14 protein-coding genes are annotated in these 17,413 nt (G+C 61.6%); 3 read left to right on the top strand and 11 right to left on the bottom strand.

The window, feature by feature from the left end:
• Positions 1-306: 306 nt before the first annotated feature.
• Positions 307-4,071 carry an ATP-dependent RecD-like DNA helicase gene (locus tag Q8K09_RS07065; RefSeq protein ID WP_305254261.1) on the bottom strand — a complete coding sequence of 1,255 codons (3,765 nt, stop codon included), beginning with the start codon at positions 4,069-4,071 and terminating at the stop codon, positions 307-309.
• 547 nt (positions 4,072-4,618) lie between these two features.
• Between Q8K09_RS07065 and Q8K09_RS07060 the strand changes: the two genes are divergently transcribed.
• Positions 4,619-7,102, top strand: coding sequence for a patatin-like protein (locus tag Q8K09_RS07060; RefSeq protein WP_305254260.1), 2,484 nt, complete (start codon positions 4,619-4,621; stop codon positions 7,100-7,102).
• On the opposite strand, the gene Q8K09_RS07055 is transcribed toward Q8K09_RS07060, so the two are convergent.
• From Q8K09_RS07055 to Q8K09_RS07025, 7 genes are all read right to left on the bottom strand, one after another.
• Positions 7,088-8,122 (bottom strand): alpha/beta hydrolase, encoded by a 1,035-nt coding sequence (locus tag Q8K09_RS07055; RefSeq protein ID WP_305254259.1) that lies wholly within the window; start codon positions 8,120-8,122, stop codon positions 7,088-7,090. The two genes, Q8K09_RS07060 and Q8K09_RS07055, sit on opposite strands and share 15 nt — an antisense overlap.
• Before the next feature lie 73 nt (positions 8,123-8,195).
• Complete coding sequence (locus Q8K09_RS07050) at positions 8,196-10,319, bottom strand: TonB-dependent receptor domain-containing protein (protein WP_305254258.1); 2,124 nt, start codon at positions 10,317-10,319, stop codon at positions 8,196-8,198.
• 38 nt (positions 10,320-10,357) lie between these two features.
• Complete coding sequence (locus Q8K09_RS07045; protein WP_305254257.1) at positions 10,358-10,804, bottom strand: hypothetical protein; 447 nt, start codon at positions 10,802-10,804, stop codon at positions 10,358-10,360.
• Positions 10,805-10,892: 88 nt separating this feature from the next.
• Positions 10,893-11,492 carry a uracil-DNA glycosylase family protein gene (locus Q8K09_RS07040; RefSeq protein WP_305254256.1) on the bottom strand — a complete coding sequence of 200 codons (600 nt, stop codon included), beginning with the start codon at positions 11,490-11,492 and terminating at the stop codon, positions 10,893-10,895.
• Between the two features lie 49 nt (positions 11,493-11,541).
• Positions 11,542-12,693 carry an acyl-CoA dehydrogenase family protein gene (locus Q8K09_RS07035; protein WP_305254255.1) on the bottom strand — a complete coding sequence of 384 codons (1,152 nt, stop codon included), beginning with the start codon at positions 12,691-12,693 and terminating at the stop codon, positions 11,542-11,544.
• A gap of 82 nt (positions 12,694-12,775) precedes the next feature.
• Entirely contained in the window at positions 12,776-13,315 is a 540-nt protein-coding gene (locus Q8K09_RS07030) for a PAS domain-containing protein (RefSeq protein WP_305254254.1), read from the bottom strand.
• A gap of 228 nt (positions 13,316-13,543) precedes the next feature.
• Complete coding sequence (locus Q8K09_RS07025) at positions 13,544-14,056, bottom strand: PAS domain-containing protein (protein WP_305254253.1); 513 nt, start codon at positions 14,054-14,056, stop codon at positions 13,544-13,546.
• 161 nt (positions 14,057-14,217) lie between these two features.
• Here Q8K09_RS07025 and Q8K09_RS07020 point away from each other — a divergent pair, with 161 nt between their 5' ends.
• Both Q8K09_RS07020 and Q8K09_RS07015 read left to right on the top strand, forming a co-directional pair.
• Positions 14,218-14,661, top strand: a complete 444-nt coding sequence (locus tag Q8K09_RS07020; protein WP_305254252.1) for a PaaI family thioesterase — start codon at positions 14,218-14,220, stop codon at positions 14,659-14,661.
• Between the two features lie 52 nt (positions 14,662-14,713).
• Positions 14,714-15,751 carry an LLM class flavin-dependent oxidoreductase gene (locus tag Q8K09_RS07015; protein WP_305254251.1) on the top strand — a complete coding sequence of 346 codons (1,038 nt, stop codon included), beginning with the start codon at positions 14,714-14,716 and terminating at the stop codon, positions 15,749-15,751.
• A gap of 9 nt (positions 15,752-15,760) precedes the next feature.
• On the opposite strand, the gene Q8K09_RS07010 is transcribed toward Q8K09_RS07015, so the two are convergent.
• The 3 genes from Q8K09_RS07010 to Q8K09_RS07000 all read right to left on the bottom strand — a co-directional run bounded on the left by Q8K09_RS07010 (position 15,761) and on the right by Q8K09_RS07000 (position 17,400).
• Positions 15,761-16,513, bottom strand: a complete 753-nt coding sequence (locus Q8K09_RS07010) for a thioredoxin family protein (protein WP_305254250.1) — start codon at positions 16,511-16,513, stop codon at positions 15,761-15,763.
• Between the two features lie 69 nt (positions 16,514-16,582).
• Positions 16,583-16,942, bottom strand: coding sequence for a DUF1428 domain-containing protein (locus Q8K09_RS07005; RefSeq protein WP_305254249.1), 360 nt, complete (start codon positions 16,940-16,942; stop codon positions 16,583-16,585).
• A 32-nt stretch (positions 16,943-16,974) separates the two neighbouring features.
• Positions 16,975-17,400 carry a helix-turn-helix transcriptional regulator gene (locus tag Q8K09_RS07000; RefSeq protein WP_305254248.1) on the bottom strand — a complete coding sequence of 142 codons (426 nt, stop codon included), beginning with the start codon at positions 17,398-17,400 and terminating at the stop codon, positions 16,975-16,977.
• Positions 17,401-17,413: the final 13 nt, after the last annotated feature.

Here is a 17,413-nt window from a genome sequence, read left to right as displayed (position 1 = left end):
GTCTAGTTAGAGATCCAGGAACTCACGATCCACAAGGAAGTGGCTGAATGTCGATATTGACGCATTTTCTGGCCTGTACAGCTTATTGGCGAATGACCGCTATGCATCCAAAAGAGATCGCTCAATCCTCGTAATTGAATCGCTTCTTCAGTTGGATGAACAGATGTCTGCACGATGAAATCGTATCAAGATGGCAGTTCGAGCCATCGCGGTCTGTTCTTTGCTACCAATCGTTCAATTTTCTAAGGTGTATTATCTAGTCACCGTCGATTGCCACACGAGCATGTGCATAGGCTTGCGAGTCGGTCAGAGTCCAAGAGCCGCAACAATCTGCGCCTTGATCGCCGCTGCGTCGAGACCGCCGACTTCCGTCGTCGTCAGCAATCCAACTTCAGCCTCACCGTCCGCGACTGGCATAACTCCAGCGTCCCGATACCACTTCTCCTTAGCTTTCCAGCGCCAAACATAGTCCGGGCGATCCATCATGCCGAGATGCTCAATCAATAGCCGCCGGCCGGTTTCTGCATCGTCGACCGTGAAGTCGGGGTACCGCACTGATCCATCGGGGGCGGTGAATGGTTGCTCATAGGAATAGGGGAGCTCCAGGCTATTGAGCAGATCGGCAATGATGACTTCGGATTTTGATCGGACGAGTTCACCACGAGTGGTGCGATGAATGAGACCTTCTTCCAGGAAGGTGCGGCTATAGGCTACCAGCTTCGGTTTGGTGAACAGATTCGTCAGTCGGCGCGCTGTCTCGGAATGGTCTGCGCCCGACAGCTTCTTCAAGTCGCGCAAATCACCCTGATGAAACAGAATTACACTGCGCTGCTGCCTCGTCAGTGCCGTATAAAGCAATTCGCGTGAGAGCAGTCGGCAAGGGTTCGGCACGATTACGAACGTGGTGCCGAACTCGCTGCCTTGGGCCTTGTGGATCGTCAGCGCATAGGCGAGTTCCAAGCGTTCGTTGCCGTCTTCGCCGAAGTCCGAGCTGCCAAACCCAAACTTGAAACCGAGCTGGGTCGAGAATTCGACTTCCAACTTCCAAGGCAGTCTCTTCGGCTTCCAATTCCTCCCCTTATATTGTCCGACGACGAGTCCGATCTCGCCGTTCGCAAGATACGCTTTGTCCGGTTTTGGATAGACATCGTGGCGGCGGCCGTTCGAAAGATTGATCACCTTGTCGCCGTAGAGGATCGCCTGACTTCCCATCGGTTTCGTAATCTTACGATGCCAATACGTCTCAACTTCTGCCCAACCGCGAACGGAAACCCGAAACAGTCTCTTGATCCAGCGATTGAGCCCGACGACACCGGTCTCTCCATCGCGGATAGGTGCGAGGATCTGCCAAGCCTCGACGCCCGCGCCACCTCCCTGACGTCGACCATCGTCGTCTGGCTTAGATGGGTGAAAATAACCCCGGCCGTTAAACTCAGTGCCACCGAGGCTGACTTCGAAGGCGGTGTCGTCTTTAAGCGACGCGTCCGCCCCCGAACGTATATGGGTCGTCAACTCTTCCAGCAGCTTCGCTTGCAAGTCGGCGTCACCTTCCCAACGGATCGCACGGACACCACGCGCTGAGCCCGCTGCCAAGCGATCCCAAATCTCATCCGCGCCTGCATCGGGAGCTTCGCCGCTGAACCAGCGCGAGAGAAGTACATCGTCGCGAGGAGATTCGTGATCGTCCGAACCGCCGGACTGCCTGCGTACGACAGTGAGCTCAGCCAATCCGCGTACGGGATTGGTATCCTGATCTCGCAAAAGCCGGATTACGTCGACGAACGGGCGTCCTGCGCCAATGGGCGGAAGCTGGCGGGGATCGCCAACAAGGATGAGGCGCTGGACACTTGATGGGTCCAGCGCGTCAAGTGTCGCTGCAAGCTGATCCTCGGTTAGCATCGAGGCCTCGTCGATCACAACTGTGGCAAAGCCATTCTCGCGGTCTGATGCGCCGGTAACCAGGTAGGCTCCGGTCTGGGCATCGTAGCGGTCGAGGCCCAGCAGAAATTGAGCCAGCGTGAACGCCTTCACATCACCGGCCTTCTTTTGCATCTGAACCCGCGCCTTGCCCGTCGGAGCCAGTAATAGCACGCCGCCTTTGTGAACCTGATCAAGCGACAGAAGGGCGAGAAGGAGTGTGGTCTTTCCGGTTCCGGCGGGACCGATCAGCACCGAAGAGCGGGAGCGAAAGAGCTCTTCGAGCGCGGACGCTTTCTCCTTCCGCGCCATCTCCTCCGTTGCATCGCCCTTCTTGGCGGGCCCGCCGAGCGCGTCGTCGATCAGCTTCGGCCAGTCATATTCACCTGCATGGCGAGCGCCGCCAAGGCGGCGCTTGATGCGTGTACCGATCAGCGTACGCGTCGCAGCGTAGCGATTAAGCTGCCACCCGGATGCTCCGGTTGCGGTTTCGACTTCTTCGAGCTCAGGCGCAAAACTCTCCTCAAACGCGGCAATCCAATCTCCGGTTATGGCACAAGGTGGAGAGACTTCGGCATCACGTACGCGCTCCACCAACCAATCTTGCGGAAGTAGCGTGTGGCCGTCCTGAGCAGCGTCTTCAAGCGCCTGGATAATGAGCGCCCGCCCCCGGCGCGGATCAATCGCTTCGGCACACGCGGAGGGCGCGGGAATCGGTATGGCTGCGAGAACATGCGGATCTGGAAACAATCCCCTGTCGATAACCGGCAGCGGGATGCTGTCCACTCGTCCGCGATCTGCCTCGAAACAGAGGTATGGGTTGGTGAGGATTGCCCGATCGGCGAGGTCTATTCCCGCTTGCGCTCGCTTCTCCTGGACCCACCACCTCTGTGCCTGATCAGCCGATAACTCGAAACGTGCGAGCAACTTGAGAAGATCTCTGCGTTCAGGGCGCAAGGTGTCCCATAGTTTTGCGGCGGCCGGGCCGACCGAGCCAGCCAGGTCTTGCGGCAGTTGCTTCGGGTCGTGGAGCACGGACTCAACAACTGGCCATGGATCACGAATATCCTCTCCGCCGTCCGCGTACAGCTTGCCGCCGACAGCGTGCGCAAGCAGCGTGCCGTTCGGGAGCCCCATGGCGCTCAAAGCTGAACCAAGCCCTGGATAGGCGCCACGTAATCGCCAAAGGCGATTCAGTTCTGTGTCGATCCAAGATCGCGCAGCGCTCCAGTCGCCAGGCAGTAGTGCCTCATAGCGCCCCACGACTGCAACCGCCGACAATAGCACCGACACTGCTTGGTCATGGCTGACGTGCTCAGAGCCCATAGAGAAGGCAGCAAAATTCTCATCTGGCGCGTGCAACACGAATTGCTGAAGATCAAAGTCCGCATCATTTTTTGAGAGCTCTAATAGCTCCCCGTAAGGCAGCAAAAAACCATCTCCAATCTCGGGCTTAATCGAGTGGCTGACGTTGCGTTCCCACATCATTGAGCGAAGAGCATCTTCGGCAGCATTCTCGTACGCATATTCCGTGGCACCACTGACTCCGATCACCCGTCCTATTCCCACTATGACGCGACGAGGGTCTTCAGTGAGAGGAGTTTTCTTGGCATAGAAGAATACGAGTGACGTCGTAGGTTCTATGGCACCGAAGAAAGTATCTAGCATTACAAGCTGGTTGCGGCGTTCTTGCACCCAAATGCTGTCGAAGCCGAGTTCCGGCTCTAATTCAGGACGGAAACCAAGCGCCAACCGGTTGGCGATCTCAGGTAGGCCATCATCAGCTTTCATCATCCAGGCGAAGGGAACCGCCGACGCAGATCGAGGTGCGTGAATGTATGTGGTTCGACGAAAATGCGCGTAGAGCTCATTGTGCCCGTAGGGGTGTTGAATGCGGCGTTCATATGAAAAATCTGCCATGAAGGCACCGCGCTCGGATGCGCAGGCAGGCAGAGGCCCCCCTTCAGTATCGAACAACTCTCCTCTGACAGATGCCTCCCACGTGTCGTCTCGGTTATCGCCGATGCGCGGCAAGGCAACGCAATGAGTGTTCCCGAGTGGATTTTGGCAGATACGGCCAGACCAACCAGAATCGTGCCACGGCACACGGATCGAGATGTGCTGAGGCGGCAGCTTGCGTGCACCCTCCATCATGAATTTCCCCCATTGCTCGCGCTTGCGTAGTGCTCTATCGGACTATCCCCAAATACCGATAACTCTGACACTAGCATCTCATTGTCACTCACCAACAACGTGTCGCCTTCGCATGAAGCAACCTCAATTGACCGATTCCGCATTGCTTGAAGCCTATAAGCTTCTTGACACAATTCTGTCACGCTCGGTCCACTTTTTCGGGCTTTCGAGCGCCTTTTCTTGACAACTTGGTCAGCACACGTCAGACTCCTAACATGTTGGCGTTACAGCGCTTTTCGGAATTCTGTGATCTGACGCTTGGTATGCTCTTGTGGCTTAGCTTGGTGTTCACATCGCAGGGGTCACTGGTTCGAGTCCAGTACCGTCCACCATTGAAAATCCTTTGAAATCAGGATGATAGGCGCCTCATGGTCCGGGGACCTTGCGTCGTGCGCGTGCAAATCGCCGCGCTAACGTTAATTGGTCATGAAAGTCTGGTCCTTTAGACTGGGGCGATCCGATCCCGCGGCCAGGCTGCGGGGGCAGCACTCTGGGCGGTGACCGGGATATGAAGGAAAAGGAACTCAGGCTCGCGCTGGTTTGCTATGGCGGCGTTTCGCTCGCCGTCTATATGCATGGCGTGTCGAAAGAGATCCTGAAGCTGGTGCGCGCGTCGCGCGTCTATCACCAGGATCTCGGACGTTCGCATCAGGCTTCGGCCACCTATCTGGATATCGATCACGACGACCGCGAGACGGATACGGAGGCGCTCTACTTCGAGCTGATCCAGGCGATCGGACAGACGCTCGAGTTGCGCGTCTTTGTGGATACGATCGCGGGCGCTTCCGCCGGCGGCATCAACGGCGTGTTGCTGGCGCGCGCGCTGGCGCACGACCTGCCGATGGATTCGCACCGCAAGATGTGGCTCGAACAGGCCGACATCGTGGCGCTGATGGACGAGAAACATCTCGCCGGCCGGTGGGACAAGCTCTTCATGAAGCCGATCTTCTGGGGGCTGACCGACAAGTGGCTGGCGCGCTATGCGCCCGACATCGAGATGCGCCAGAAGCTGCAGATATTCACACGCTCGCGCTGGTTCCAGCCGCCTTTTTCCGGCGAGATCATGAGCGGAATGCTGCTCGACGCCTGCACGTCGATGGGCGAGGCGGAACCGGCGAATGCGTCGCTGCTGCCGACGGGGCACCGGCTCGACCTCATCGTCTCGGTGACCGATTTCCACGGCTACAGCCAGAACATTCCGCTGCACGATCCTGTGTCGATCCGCGAGCGGGAGCACCGGCATATCCTGAAGTTTTCCTATTTCCAGCATCCCAGCGGCGCCATCGAGAGCGATTTCGATCTCGATCACGTGCCGGGCCTCGTGTTCGCCGCGCGCGCGACGTCGTCGTTCCCCGGTGCCTTTCCGCCCGCACGGATCGGCGAACTCGAAAAGGTGCTGGAGGAAAGAGGCCTCGACTGGCCGACGCGGGATATTTTCCTGCGCGGAAATTTCAAGCCGCTGATCGCGGCGGGTTCCGACCCGGCGAAGGCATCGTTCATCGACGGCAGCGTGCTCAACAACAAGCCTTTCGCGGAAGCGATCGGAGCCATTCGCGGCAGGCCCGCCTACCGCGAAGTGGACAGGCGCGTCGTCTATATCGATCCCGACCCGAAGGGCGGACGCGTGGAAGGCGGCGGCGCGGCGCCGGGCTTCTTCCACACAATACGCGGCGCGCTTTCCGACATTCCGCGCAACCAGCCCGTGCGCGACGAACTCGAGGCCCTGCACGATTTTTCGGAGCGCGTGCGCCGCTACAGGCAGATCGTGGCCGCGACGCGGCCTCACGTCCGCCAGCGTATCGGCCGGCTCTTCGACGGCACGGCAATGACGAACCCGACGCCGGAGCTGCTCGCGTCACTCCGCAACGACGCAAACGCGCAGGCCGCGCTCGAAGCCGGCTATGCCTACGACGCCTATATCCAGCTCAAGGTTTCATCGGTGCTGGACCAGATCACCGGCATCGTCGCCGACCTCAGCGAAGCCGTGCATCACCCGAGCGACCGGCTCGCACTTTCGCGCGCCGTCGAAGCATGGGCGAAAGAGGGGGAGATTTTTCCCGTCCGCTGGTTCACGCATGCGGCGCAGGGGATGCAGCCCAGCAAGGAAGATTCATGGGTGCGGTTCCTGCGCGATTTCGATGTCGGGTTCCGCGTGCGGCGGCTGCGCTTCGTCATCCGGCGGCTCAACGAACTTTACGAAGGCATCGGCGCCGGCGAGAACATCTACTACAATCCGGACACGCTCGACGATTTCAAGGCACAGCTTTACAAAAGCCTCGAACGGCTCCAGTCGGAAACGGCGGCGCGGCTTCGCACCGAGGAAACGAGCCGCATCTGCAAGGCGATCTACGACGACGGCGTCGCCGAGCCGCATGAGATCGACGCCTTCACGGCGCATATCGCTCCGAAGCTCAATCTTGTGGGCCTCGACCGCGAGGTGGACGACGCCTTCGCGCAGATGTCCCAGACGCCGCTTCCGCCGGAAGTCCGCGTCGAACTGCTGCAGGCCTATGTCGGTTTTCCCTTCTTCGACGTGCTGACGCTGCCGCTCAACAAGTGGCAGGACCTCGACGACGTGGACACGGTGCAGGTAGACCGGATCAGCCCCGAGGATGCGAGAGCGATCCGCGAGGGTGGCGCGCCCGCGACCCTGATGGGACGCGATCTCGGCTATTTCGCGGCCTTCTTCAGCCGTCGCGCGCGGGAGAACGATTACCTGTGGGGCCGGCTTCACGCGGCGGACAGGCTGGTGGACATCGTCGCGAGCAGCGCGCGCCGCGCCGTCGCCGAGTCGGGCATCGACCTTGCGCAACTGAAGGCGCGCCTTTTCCGTGCCATCATCAAGGCGGAGCGGCCGCATCTTGCGAATGTGCCGGAACTCCTGGCCGACATCGAAAGGGAAATCAAAATCCGTTTCGGCGAAGAGAACGCGCCCATCCTAGCCGAGCCACTGGAAGACGAAGAGGACGCAGCCGTTTCACAGAGCGCCTGAACCGGTTTCGTTCGGCCGCAACGCTTCCGCGAGCGCTCCGCACGGTTTCATATCCGTGTCGCCGGATGGCGGAGACGCCCCGGACGCGGCGATCCACGCGGCAATGTCGCGCCATACGGTTTCGCGCTGAAGATCGCGCAGCAGCATGTGGTAGCCGTCGGGGTAGCAGATGGCGGCGACGTCGACCTCCGCTTCCTTCATCGCCGTGAGCGCATCGCCGACGGGAGGTGCCGGTACGATTTCATCCTTCGCGCCATAGAGCAGCAGAACCGGCACACCGAGACGGGCCGAAGCGGCATGGGCGCTGTCCATCAGATCGACGAGGCCGTAGATCGTATCGATGCGCGTTCCCTTGATGACGAGAGGGTCGCGGCCGAGAGCGCGGAGCATTTCGATGTTGTCCGACGGCCTGATCCCGAGGCCGCGCCCCGTCAAGGTGTAGGACGGCGCGAGGCGGGCCGAGGCCCAGAGGACGATCCTGTAAAAATCGTTCATGGCGCGCCAGCCCCAGACGGCGGGCGCCGACAGGATGAGACCGTCGATCTCCGGCGGTTCCGGCAAGGTCATCGCGCGCATGGCGACCGCGCCGCCCATGCTTTCGCCGAGGAGATAGACCGGCAGGTCCGGATGGCGTCCGCGCACCATCCTCACAACGCTCGCAGCATCTTCCGCCATGCGGGTGTCGCCCGCCCAGAGCCCCTGCCCCGGCGCCCGGCCGAAGCCGCGCTGGTCGATCGCGTAAAGCGAGATGCCCCGTGCGGCGAACCATGGACCGGGGCCGGGGTCCGAAAAGGCATTCGAGTAGTCGTTGAAGCCGTGCAGCGCGACGACGACCGCGCGCGGTTCCTTTGCCTGAAAGACCAACATGGGCAACGTGGCGCCGTCGGCCATGACCGCCACCGTCGACGCCGCCGTCGTGTCGAGGCGCGCATCGTAGACCGGATCGCCGACCGCCATCATCTGCGGCGCGCAGGCGAAGGCGGAAACGAGAAGAAGAAGGAGCGGGAAGATGCGTGACATGCACGGAGGCTAGCGCATCGGCACAGCCCAGGCGAGAAGCTAGGGAGGCGGCACGCGGCCGCCTCCCCGTCGATCAGAATGTCAGATTCATCTGAAGATAAGCCGAACGCCCCGGCTCGTTTACCTGAACCACCGCCGGATCGAAACCATTCCCGCGGCTCAGATGAGACGCATAGGTGGTGTCGAGAAGGTTGGCGACGCCGCCCCGCAGCTCGACCGCGCTGGCGAGCTGCCATGTACCGAAGAGATCGAAGACCGCGTAGCCCGGGGTCTCACGAACATCGAGGCCCGACCCTGTCGCGGTGCTTGTGTCGGCCCTTGTCTGTTTCCCGGCCCAGCGCATGCGCGTGCCGGCACTCCATTCCGTTACGTCGTAGACCAGTTCAACGCTGCCGCTGATTGGCGATATCTGGTAGAGGGCCCGGTTGTCGGTCGTGTTCTCGCCATAGGTATAGGCGAGGTTGCCGCCGACATGCCATGACGGCGCGAACGCCCATTGCCCGGCGACGTCGACTCCCGCGAGTTCCGCATCGACATTGCGGAAGATACTCGAGATGCCGTCGTTCACAAGGACGCCGGACTGGCCGCGTGCAATGTCCCGTGAGATGAAGTCCTTCACATTGTCGTACCAGATCCCGGTGGAAGCCTTCCAAGCGGACCCTGCCGTCTCGATACCCATATCGACCTGATGATGCTGTTCGGGATCGATACCGGGATTGCCGACCCAGCCGCCGCCGCCCATCGCGGGCGCACGGGCAATGCCTCGCTCGGTCGCATCCGCCGTGCGTACCGCGCGGCTCGCGCCTGCCCAGCCGGAGAAGCCGCCGAAGTCATGCGTCACTCGAACGAGGCCGCTAACATTGGTCTCATCCCGGTCCGTCTGCACGACGCCATAGAAAGTGTTGTAGAGCGTGCGGGCCGAGACCGCGCCCATGCCGCCCGGCAGGAGGTCGGCTTTCGTCGCCTTGACGGAGACGAAGTCGGTGCGGATACCGGCGGTGATGTCCGTTCTGGCCGTCAGAGGCGCGCTCGCCTCGACGAACAAGCCGGCATCCTCGATTTCCATGCCCGGCCATGTGTAGTTGGAAATCGTGGCCGGCGGAATGGCCGCCATCATGGACGAATAGCTTATCGCATCGCGATCGTTGCGGCGGTAGTCGCCGCCGATCGTCACATCCAGATTGCCGAATTCGAGAACACCCGCGAGCCGCGCGCCGCGCGTGTCGGACGTCGCATCGGTGCGCATGGTCATCGTGCCTGGCGTGCGCAGCGAGTAGTTGTCCATGACGTGATCGACGAAGGAACCGTAGACGCTCGCCTCGACGCCTTTGAATGCACCGCCTTCCTCGAAATTGTGTTCGATGGCGAGGCGGTATGTGTCTGTGGCGGTCCAGGGCGCGTCCATGCCCGCCCCCGCGAAATAGACGTCGACGGCGCGGTTCTGTTCCGCCGAGAAGGAAAGAAGCGAGTTCGATCCATAACGAAGGCCGACTTCTCCGCCGCCACCATATTGCTCGAAGGCAGAGCGGACCTCCCGGCCCGAACCGTCTTCGTAGTTGTCCGCGCGGCGGTCCGTCACGAAACCACGAATATAACTGCCACGTTCGACGGCGCGTGCCTGCGCGCTCACGTAACGCTGCGAGCCGTTCGACTCGACACCGGCCTCGATATTGCCCGAGAGTCCTTCCGGGAAATCCGCGGGATCGGCGCGTTCGAGCGAAACCGTACCCGCGGGTGCAGGCGGGCCGTCGAGCACGGACTGATAGCCGCGCCGCACGGTGATGCTGTCGCCGGACATAGGCATCATGGAGGAGGTGGGCGGGTCCATGCGGTTCGGGCAGGCGCCGAAGACATAGGCGCCGTCGCTGAGGACGGCTATCCTGTCTTCCGACATGCCGCGAATGCTGATGTCCGAACCATGGCCGCCCATACGGCCCGCCGTCACGCCCGGCAAGCGCGAGAGAAGCTCGCCAGCGTCGCGTGCGGGCGGGCCCGCAATTTCGTCGACCTTCACCGTTTCGGAAACGTCGCCTTCCTCTTCCGGCGCGGAGATGACGAGTTCGGGTATCAAAATGGGGGACCGTTTCTCATCCGCGGCCTTGGCGGAAAGCGGCCAGAACACCGGCATGAGGGCGGCGGAAGCGGTGGCAGCGAGCAGCATGGCCCGCCGCGCCGCAATAGAGCGCTGAAACAACATCGAATTTTTCCTGTCTTGTCTGAAACTGCGAACCGGGTTCAGACGTGGACAGGTGGGCCTCGCGTGAGCGCGGGAGGATGTTCCGTACCATGCAGAACAAGGATCGCGGCGGCGGGGCGCAGCAGATCGGGCAAGGCCGGACGCCGCAACTGGATGAAGAGGCCGTCGCGGAACTCCCCAAGCGCCGCCGTCACCATCGGGGCGCAGAGGCCGGGCGCGATATCATACTGTTCTTCGCCGTCGGGGAGCACCTCGCCGCTATTGTCGAGGCGAATGACCTTCAGGCCGCTGCCGGTACAGATGACGATGCGGTCTTCGAAGACGCCTGTCGTCTGCAGCGGACGGGCGGCGAGGCTGCCGGCCAGTGCGGGAAAGAGGATCGAAAGCGCAACGAGTGCGAAAAGCAGCCGCGAGACAAGCGACGGCGCAGAACCGCCGCGGCGCGGATTGCCCCTTACCCGCCTTGTGCGTTGCAGAATGCTCAACCGTTTCCCCTTTTGCCGCAGTATCCGGAGAAGGGTCTGGCCTGTCAAAACCGAGAGGCGGCAATCGCTGTGGCGCGATGACGCAGGCCTAGCCGATCAGGCGGCGTACCTCGCGCTTCAGGACGGGCAGGAGGTCTTCCTCGAACCAGGGGTTCTTCTTGATCCATGCATTGTTGCGCCATGACGGGTGCGGCAGAGGCAGGAAGCGGGGATAATATTCTTTCCATGCCGAGACGGTTGCGGTGAGGCTTTCCTTGCGCGTGGTGCCCAGATGCCATGCTTGCGCATACTGGCCGACGAGTAATGTCAGTTCCATTTGCGGTAGCAATTCGAAGAGATCGTGCCGCCAGCGTTCGGCGCATTCCCGGCGGGGTGGCAGATCGCCGCCCTTGGCGTCGAGGCCCGGAAAGCAGAATCCCATGGGCACGATGGCGATGCGCGACACATCGTAGAACTCTTCGGACGTGACGCCCATCCAGTCGCGAAGCCGGTCGCCGCTCGGATCGGTGAAGGGCGTCCCCGAGGCATGAACGCGCGTGCCGGGCGCCTGCCCGACAATGCATATCCGCGCCGTACGCGACACACGCAGGACCGGGCGCGGCTCATGCGGCAGGGGCTTGTTGCGCGGGCTTTCGATGCAGACGCGGCAGGCGCGGATATCGGAGACGAGACGGTCGAGCTTTCTCATACCGGCATTATGTCATCCCGCACGGCCGCGCCAAACTCGGCAAAGCACGTCAGTTCACCGCCTTCAACAGGTTCCGCGCGATGATGACCTGCTGCACCTGGCTCGTGCCTTCATAGATGCGGAAGATGCGGACGTCGCGGTAGAAGCGCTCAATGCCGTAGTCGGCGACATAGCCTGCGCCGCCATGAACCTGCACAGCGCGGTCGGCGATACGGCCTACGGCTTCGGAGCAGAAGAGCTTGCAGCAGGAACTTTCGGTCGCGACATCCTCGCCCGCATCGCGGCGGCGGGCGGCGTCGAGCACCATGCAGCGGCCGGCATAGGCTTCCATCTTCGAATCCGCCAGCATCGCCTGCACGAGCTGGAGATTGCCGATGGGCGCGCCGAACTGCTTGCGCTCTGCGGCATACTTCACCGAATCCTCGACGAGGCGGTCGGCGACGCCGATGCAGACGGCGGAGATGTGGAGACGGCCGCGCTCCAGCACCTGCATGGCAGTGACGAAGCCCTTGCCTTCCTCCGCGCCCAGCAGACAGGAGGCGGGGATGCGCGCGTCCTCGAAAATCACGTCGCAGATATGCGCGCCCTGCTGGCCCATCTTCTTTTCGGGTTTGCCGACGTGAATGCCCGGAATGTCGCGCGGCACGATAAAGGCGGAGACACCCTTCGCGCCCGGCGTTTTCGGGTCGGTGCGCGCCATCAGCGTGAAGGCGTGGGCCTTGTTGGCGTTGGTGATGTAGCGCTTGGTACCGTTGACGATGTAGTGGTCGCCGTCGCGAATGGCGGTCGCCTTCAGCGAAGCGGCATCGGAACCTGCTTCAGGCTCCGTCAGCGCGAAGCTGACGATAACCTCACCGCTGGCGATTTTGGGTAGCCAGTATTCCTTCTGGTCCTGGCGGCCATGCATGACGATGCCCTGGCTGCCGATGCCGACATTGGTGCCGATGACGGAGCGGAAGGCGGGCGAAGTGCGGCCCAATTCGAACATGAGGAGGCATTCCTCCTCCATGGTCAGGCCGAGACCGCCATATTCGACGGGAACCGAAATGCCGAAGAGGCCGAGTTCCTTCATCTCCTCGACGATTTCGTCCGGTACCTTGTCGGTTTCGGAGACCTTGTCCTCAATGGGACGCAGGCGCTCGTCGACAAAGCGGCGGACGGAGGAGATGAGCTGGTCGCGTGTTTCGGCGTCGAGGGCCATGGGTTTTCCCGCATTGAGTTCAAAGGCAGCGGGAATTTAGGGCAAGGGCCGACGGGGGTCAAAACAGGCCGAATCGCGGCCTTCAGCGCTGCGGCAGCGGTTCGGACACAGCAGCGCCGAGGATACGGTCGGTACGGTTACCGTCGAGCGAAAGCGGGAGGTAGACCCCCTCCACCGTCACGAAGCCACGGGCGACATATTCCATTGTGCCGGCAATGCCGTAGGGGCGCCGGGCCTCGGCGACGAATTTGTAGAAATTGAAGAGGACCTGGTTGAAGTGGCCGGTGTGGGAGGTGCTTTCGATGACGCGGCGGCCGCGAAAATTGGCGCCATGCGCGTTCACCACATCGCCGCCGAGAAGCCGGTAGGTGAGATCGAAGGGCTCCCAGTTCACCTGAACCATGAGGAGGTTCGGCATGTGACGGGCGAACTTCACGGGGTCGATCTCATCGGGACGAGGCATCGCGCGGTCGCCGCGCACTTCGTTCCAGTAGGCCAGCATGTCGCGGCAAAGCGGGTCCTGAAGTTCCTTCAGACGCCGAAAGTCGATGCCATGCGCATCGGCTTCGGCGATCACGTCGGCATACTCATCCGTCCGGTATTTTTCCGCTAGTTGCGTCATCACCCACGCCCTGTACGCACTCGGCCTGCCAGCCGCCACCCGCAGCAACAGTGAGCCGATTTTCCTAACGTAGTGTGAATCGGATCACTAGGAATTGAAGCGTTTTTCAATTTTGTCGTTGCGGAAACGCCCGATAACCCGAGGTCCGCCCGTCATGGTTCGCGTCCCAAATGGCACCCGGCAATCATACAACGAAGAGGCCTGTGACGATGTCGCCGCCCATTGCCGTCAGACCGTATTCTTCTCGAACTTGTAAACGGCGGCGCCCATGATGTGGCCGATGGTTCCGTCGGCTACAGCGAGCGGCAGATAGACCGCCTCGAACCTGCAGAAACCGCGATCGACAAAGCTCATCTCTCCACATGCCGCTTGCGGCTTTGCACGCCGAAGGATCAGTGCATAAAAATCGTGCATGGAAGTGCCGTAGCCCGGCCAGATATTGTCGAGGTCGCGGACGTTCCAGCCGGTGAAGTTGCGGCCATGCGCCTGGACATTGTCGTCGCCGATGAGGCTGTAGGTGAAGGTCAGAGGGTCGGGGCCGACACGAAGCATGAAAATCCGGGGCATCAGGCGCACGAAATCTGCCGGGTTCATGTCGCTGCGCAGGGGCGTCTTCCGCCCCGCCCGCTTCGTTTCCCAGTATTGCGCCATTTCCACGAGCGGGGCCTCGGACAGCTCCTCGATCGCGATCAGGCGCGCACTCTCCTCGACACGTCCATTTTTGTTTTTGGCGGCGTTCATATCCGCTATTACCCGTCTATCGGCGGAACTGGCGACCGGGGCAGTCTGCCTCGTCAAGATAACCAATAGCTTAAGCTCCACGCCGGCCGGGAGGGGCTTTGGGACATGGCGGCTTCCTGCTAAAAGCTCGGCAACCGCCATCGACACAACAGGTTCCGCACATGAATACGAGTTTGAGCGGCCGGCTTGCCGGCTACCAGAGCTGGACCGGTCACGACCCCTTCGAGGATCATGCCGGGCCTTTCTTTTTCCGCCAGCATGAGGACGGGCACGTTACCTGCGCCTTCGAGGCGAAGGCCTTTCACTGCAACGGCGGCGGGTTCCTCCACGGCGGCATGCTGATGAGCTTCGCGGATTATTCGCTCTTCGCCATCGGCCGGGACGTGCTGCAAGGCCCATCCGTGACGGTGTCGCTGACGGGCGAGTTCACGGCGGCGGCGGGCGCCGGCGAGTTCATCGAATCGCGGGGTGAAATCGTGCGGAATACCGGCAGCATGGTGTTCCTGCGCGGCCAGGTTTTTACCGGCCAGGGCGAGGCGGAGCGCATCCTGCTCAACTTTTCGGGCATCGTGAAGCGCGTGAAGAAGAGGCCTCTCGAAAAGTAAGGGACGAGGCCACATATCGGACGGAACCGCAGCCCAGGAAAGCCGGAGCCCCATGGTCACATTGAGCGTTCTCGACCAGTCACCGATCCACAAGGGCGGCACCTCGGCGGAAGCCATCGCCAACACGATCGACCTCGCGCGGCGGGCCGAAGGTTTCGGTTACAGCCGCTACTGGCTTGCGGAACATCACAACACCTCGTCCTTCGCGGGTTCGGCGCCGGAAGTTCTGATCGGCGCGGTGGCGGCGGCGACATCGCACATTCGCGTCGGCTCGGGCGGCGTGATGTTGCCGCATTACAGTCCACTCAAGGTGGCGGAGTGTTTCCGCGTGCTCGAAACGCTCTATCCGGGACGGATCGACCTCGGGCTCGGCCGCGCGCCCGGCGGCGACATGAGAACGTCGCGCGCGCTGCAACCGGGGCCACAGGCTTACGATGTGGGCGTCTTTCCGCAGCAGGTCGAACTGCTCACTCAATTTCTCGAGGACGCGCAGGGCCTTGCCGGCGAGGCAGGCGGCTTTCCAGCCGGTCATCCCTATCAGGGCCTCCATGCGACGCCGCGCGGACCGGGCATGCCGGATTTGTGGATGCTGGGTTCGGGTGGCGACGGCGCGGTCATCGCGGCGCAATTCGGCATGGCCTATTGCTTCGCCCATTTCATCAACCAGGATGCGGGTACGCAGCCGCTGGAGCTTTACCGGCGGAATTTCCGTCCGTCGCGTGGGCTTCCCAGCCCGCGAGGATCGCTTGCCGTCTCCGTGACTGTCGCGGAGACGGAAGAAGAAGCGAAGCGCATTTCCGCATCGCGCAATCTCTGGGTGATGCATCTCCTGCAAAACCGCGCGGGCGCCTTTCCCTCAATCGAGGAGGCGCTCGACTATCCCTATACGGATGAAGACCGCATAATGCTGCGTACCATCGAAAAGCGCGGCATCACGGGTTCGCCGGAGCAGGTACGCGGACGGCTCCTTGCCCTGGGTGAGGCTCATGGCGTGGACGACTTCGTCATTCTTACCATCACCTACGACCAGAAGGACCGCGTTCGGTCCTACGAACTTCTGGCCGAGGCGATGGGGCTGAAGGGCGCCTGACGCCCTGCGTCAGTGGCAGCAGGATCCTTCCTGCCCTTTCCGCTCGTATTCGTCGTGCAGCCTTACCCAGTTCATGATGCCGTTCTCGTTGCGGCCTTTCGGCGCCATGTCGAGAAATGCGAAGGCGGCGACGGTCATCTCCGTGCCGCGCGCGTAAGTCGAATAGGTGTGGAAGATGTCGCCTGCCTCATCTTTCGCGAAGACGCTCATGCCGTGCAGCTCTTCCGCGGCATAGGGTGTGGTTCCAAAATTGTAGCCGACATCGCCGCTCGCCACCTGTTCCGGCGTGAAAGAGACGCCGAAATCGTAATTGAAGCTGTTGCCGCGCGACGAGACCCAGTTGAACTTCCAGCCCATGCGCTTCCTGACCGGCTCGATCTGCGAGAGCGGTGCGCGTGAAATCGCCGCGAAGGAGAGGTCCGCGTTTTCGAAATGCATTCGCGCGGCATCGACATGATCTGCACCGAAGGCACACCCGGGGCAAATGTGATCGGAGCCGGGCGTCAGCATGAAATGCTGGACGATGAGCTGGCTGCGGCCGTCGAAAAGATCGGCGAGCGTCACGCTGCCCCCAGAGCCTTCAAAGACATAGTCCTTTTCGAGTTTCACCCAAGGCAACTCGCGGCGCGCGGCGGAGAGCCGGTCGCGCGCGCGGGTCAGCGCTTTTTCTTCCGCCAGCAGCGCCTTGCGCGCCTTCAACCATTCATCGCGCGAAACGACGCGCTTCTGCGCGAATTGCTTCTTTTCAGCGAGATTGCTCATGGCAGCCTCCTTCCGTTCGACAGGGTTCGAGAGCGAGCCGCACAACAGGTTCCGCCCTCGCCTCTCCGGTTATTTTCCGAGATCGACCAGCGTCTTGAAGCCGCCATACATCATGCGCTTCGGATCGAAGGGCATGGAGGAAGGCATCTTGCCGAGGCGCGGGTCGGCCATCACTTTTGCGTTCACCTTGTCGCGGTGAGCGCGCGACTTGTAGGTGATCCAGGAGAACATGACGGTTTCGCCCGGCTTCACCTTGATGCCTTTCGTGAAGCTCAACATGCCCTTGATGTTGAGATCGTCGCCGACGCATTCCTTGAAATCGAGCGCGCCATATTCCATCCAGATTTTCCCGGCCTTGCGCGCCATGCGCTTGTAGGCGTCGATATTCTTCTTCGGAACCGGCAACACAAATCCGTCTACATATGCCATTTGAACTCTCCTCCGATTGATCTTTGTCGACGCTATTTCTTCCTGTCCGGCTTCGGCTTGGCTGTATCTTTCCGGCGCGCGGCTTTTCTTTTGTCATCCGTTTCCAGAAAGGCCGCGAGCCGGTCCAGATTGGCGGCCCAGAAACGGCGATAGCGGTTCAGCCACTCCATCGCTTCCCTCATGGGTTCGGCGTTGAGCGAGCAGGAAACGGTGCGGCCGGTCTTTCGCTTTTCGATGAGGCCGGCGTCGCTCAGCACATCGAGATGCTTCATCACCGCAGGCAGCGACATGGCGAAAGGCCGCGCCAGTTCGCTGACGGAAAGGTCTTCGCCCGCTTCGAGCCGCGCCAGCAAGGCGCGCCGCGTCGGATCGGCAAGGGCGGCGAAGGTCCGGTCGAGATGCCGGTCTTGATACTTAACCATGTGGTAAAGTTTGAAGGCAAGCGGCGGCCCTGTCAAGGCTTGCCGTCAT

The organism is Pseudomonas sp. (assembly GCF_030683065.1).
Lineage (GTDB): Bacteria > Pseudomonadota > Gammaproteobacteria > Pseudomonadales > Pseudomonadaceae > Aquipseudomonas.
Note: the sequence above shows the minus strand (reverse complement) of the source record. Positions and strands in the feature narration are given on the sequence as shown.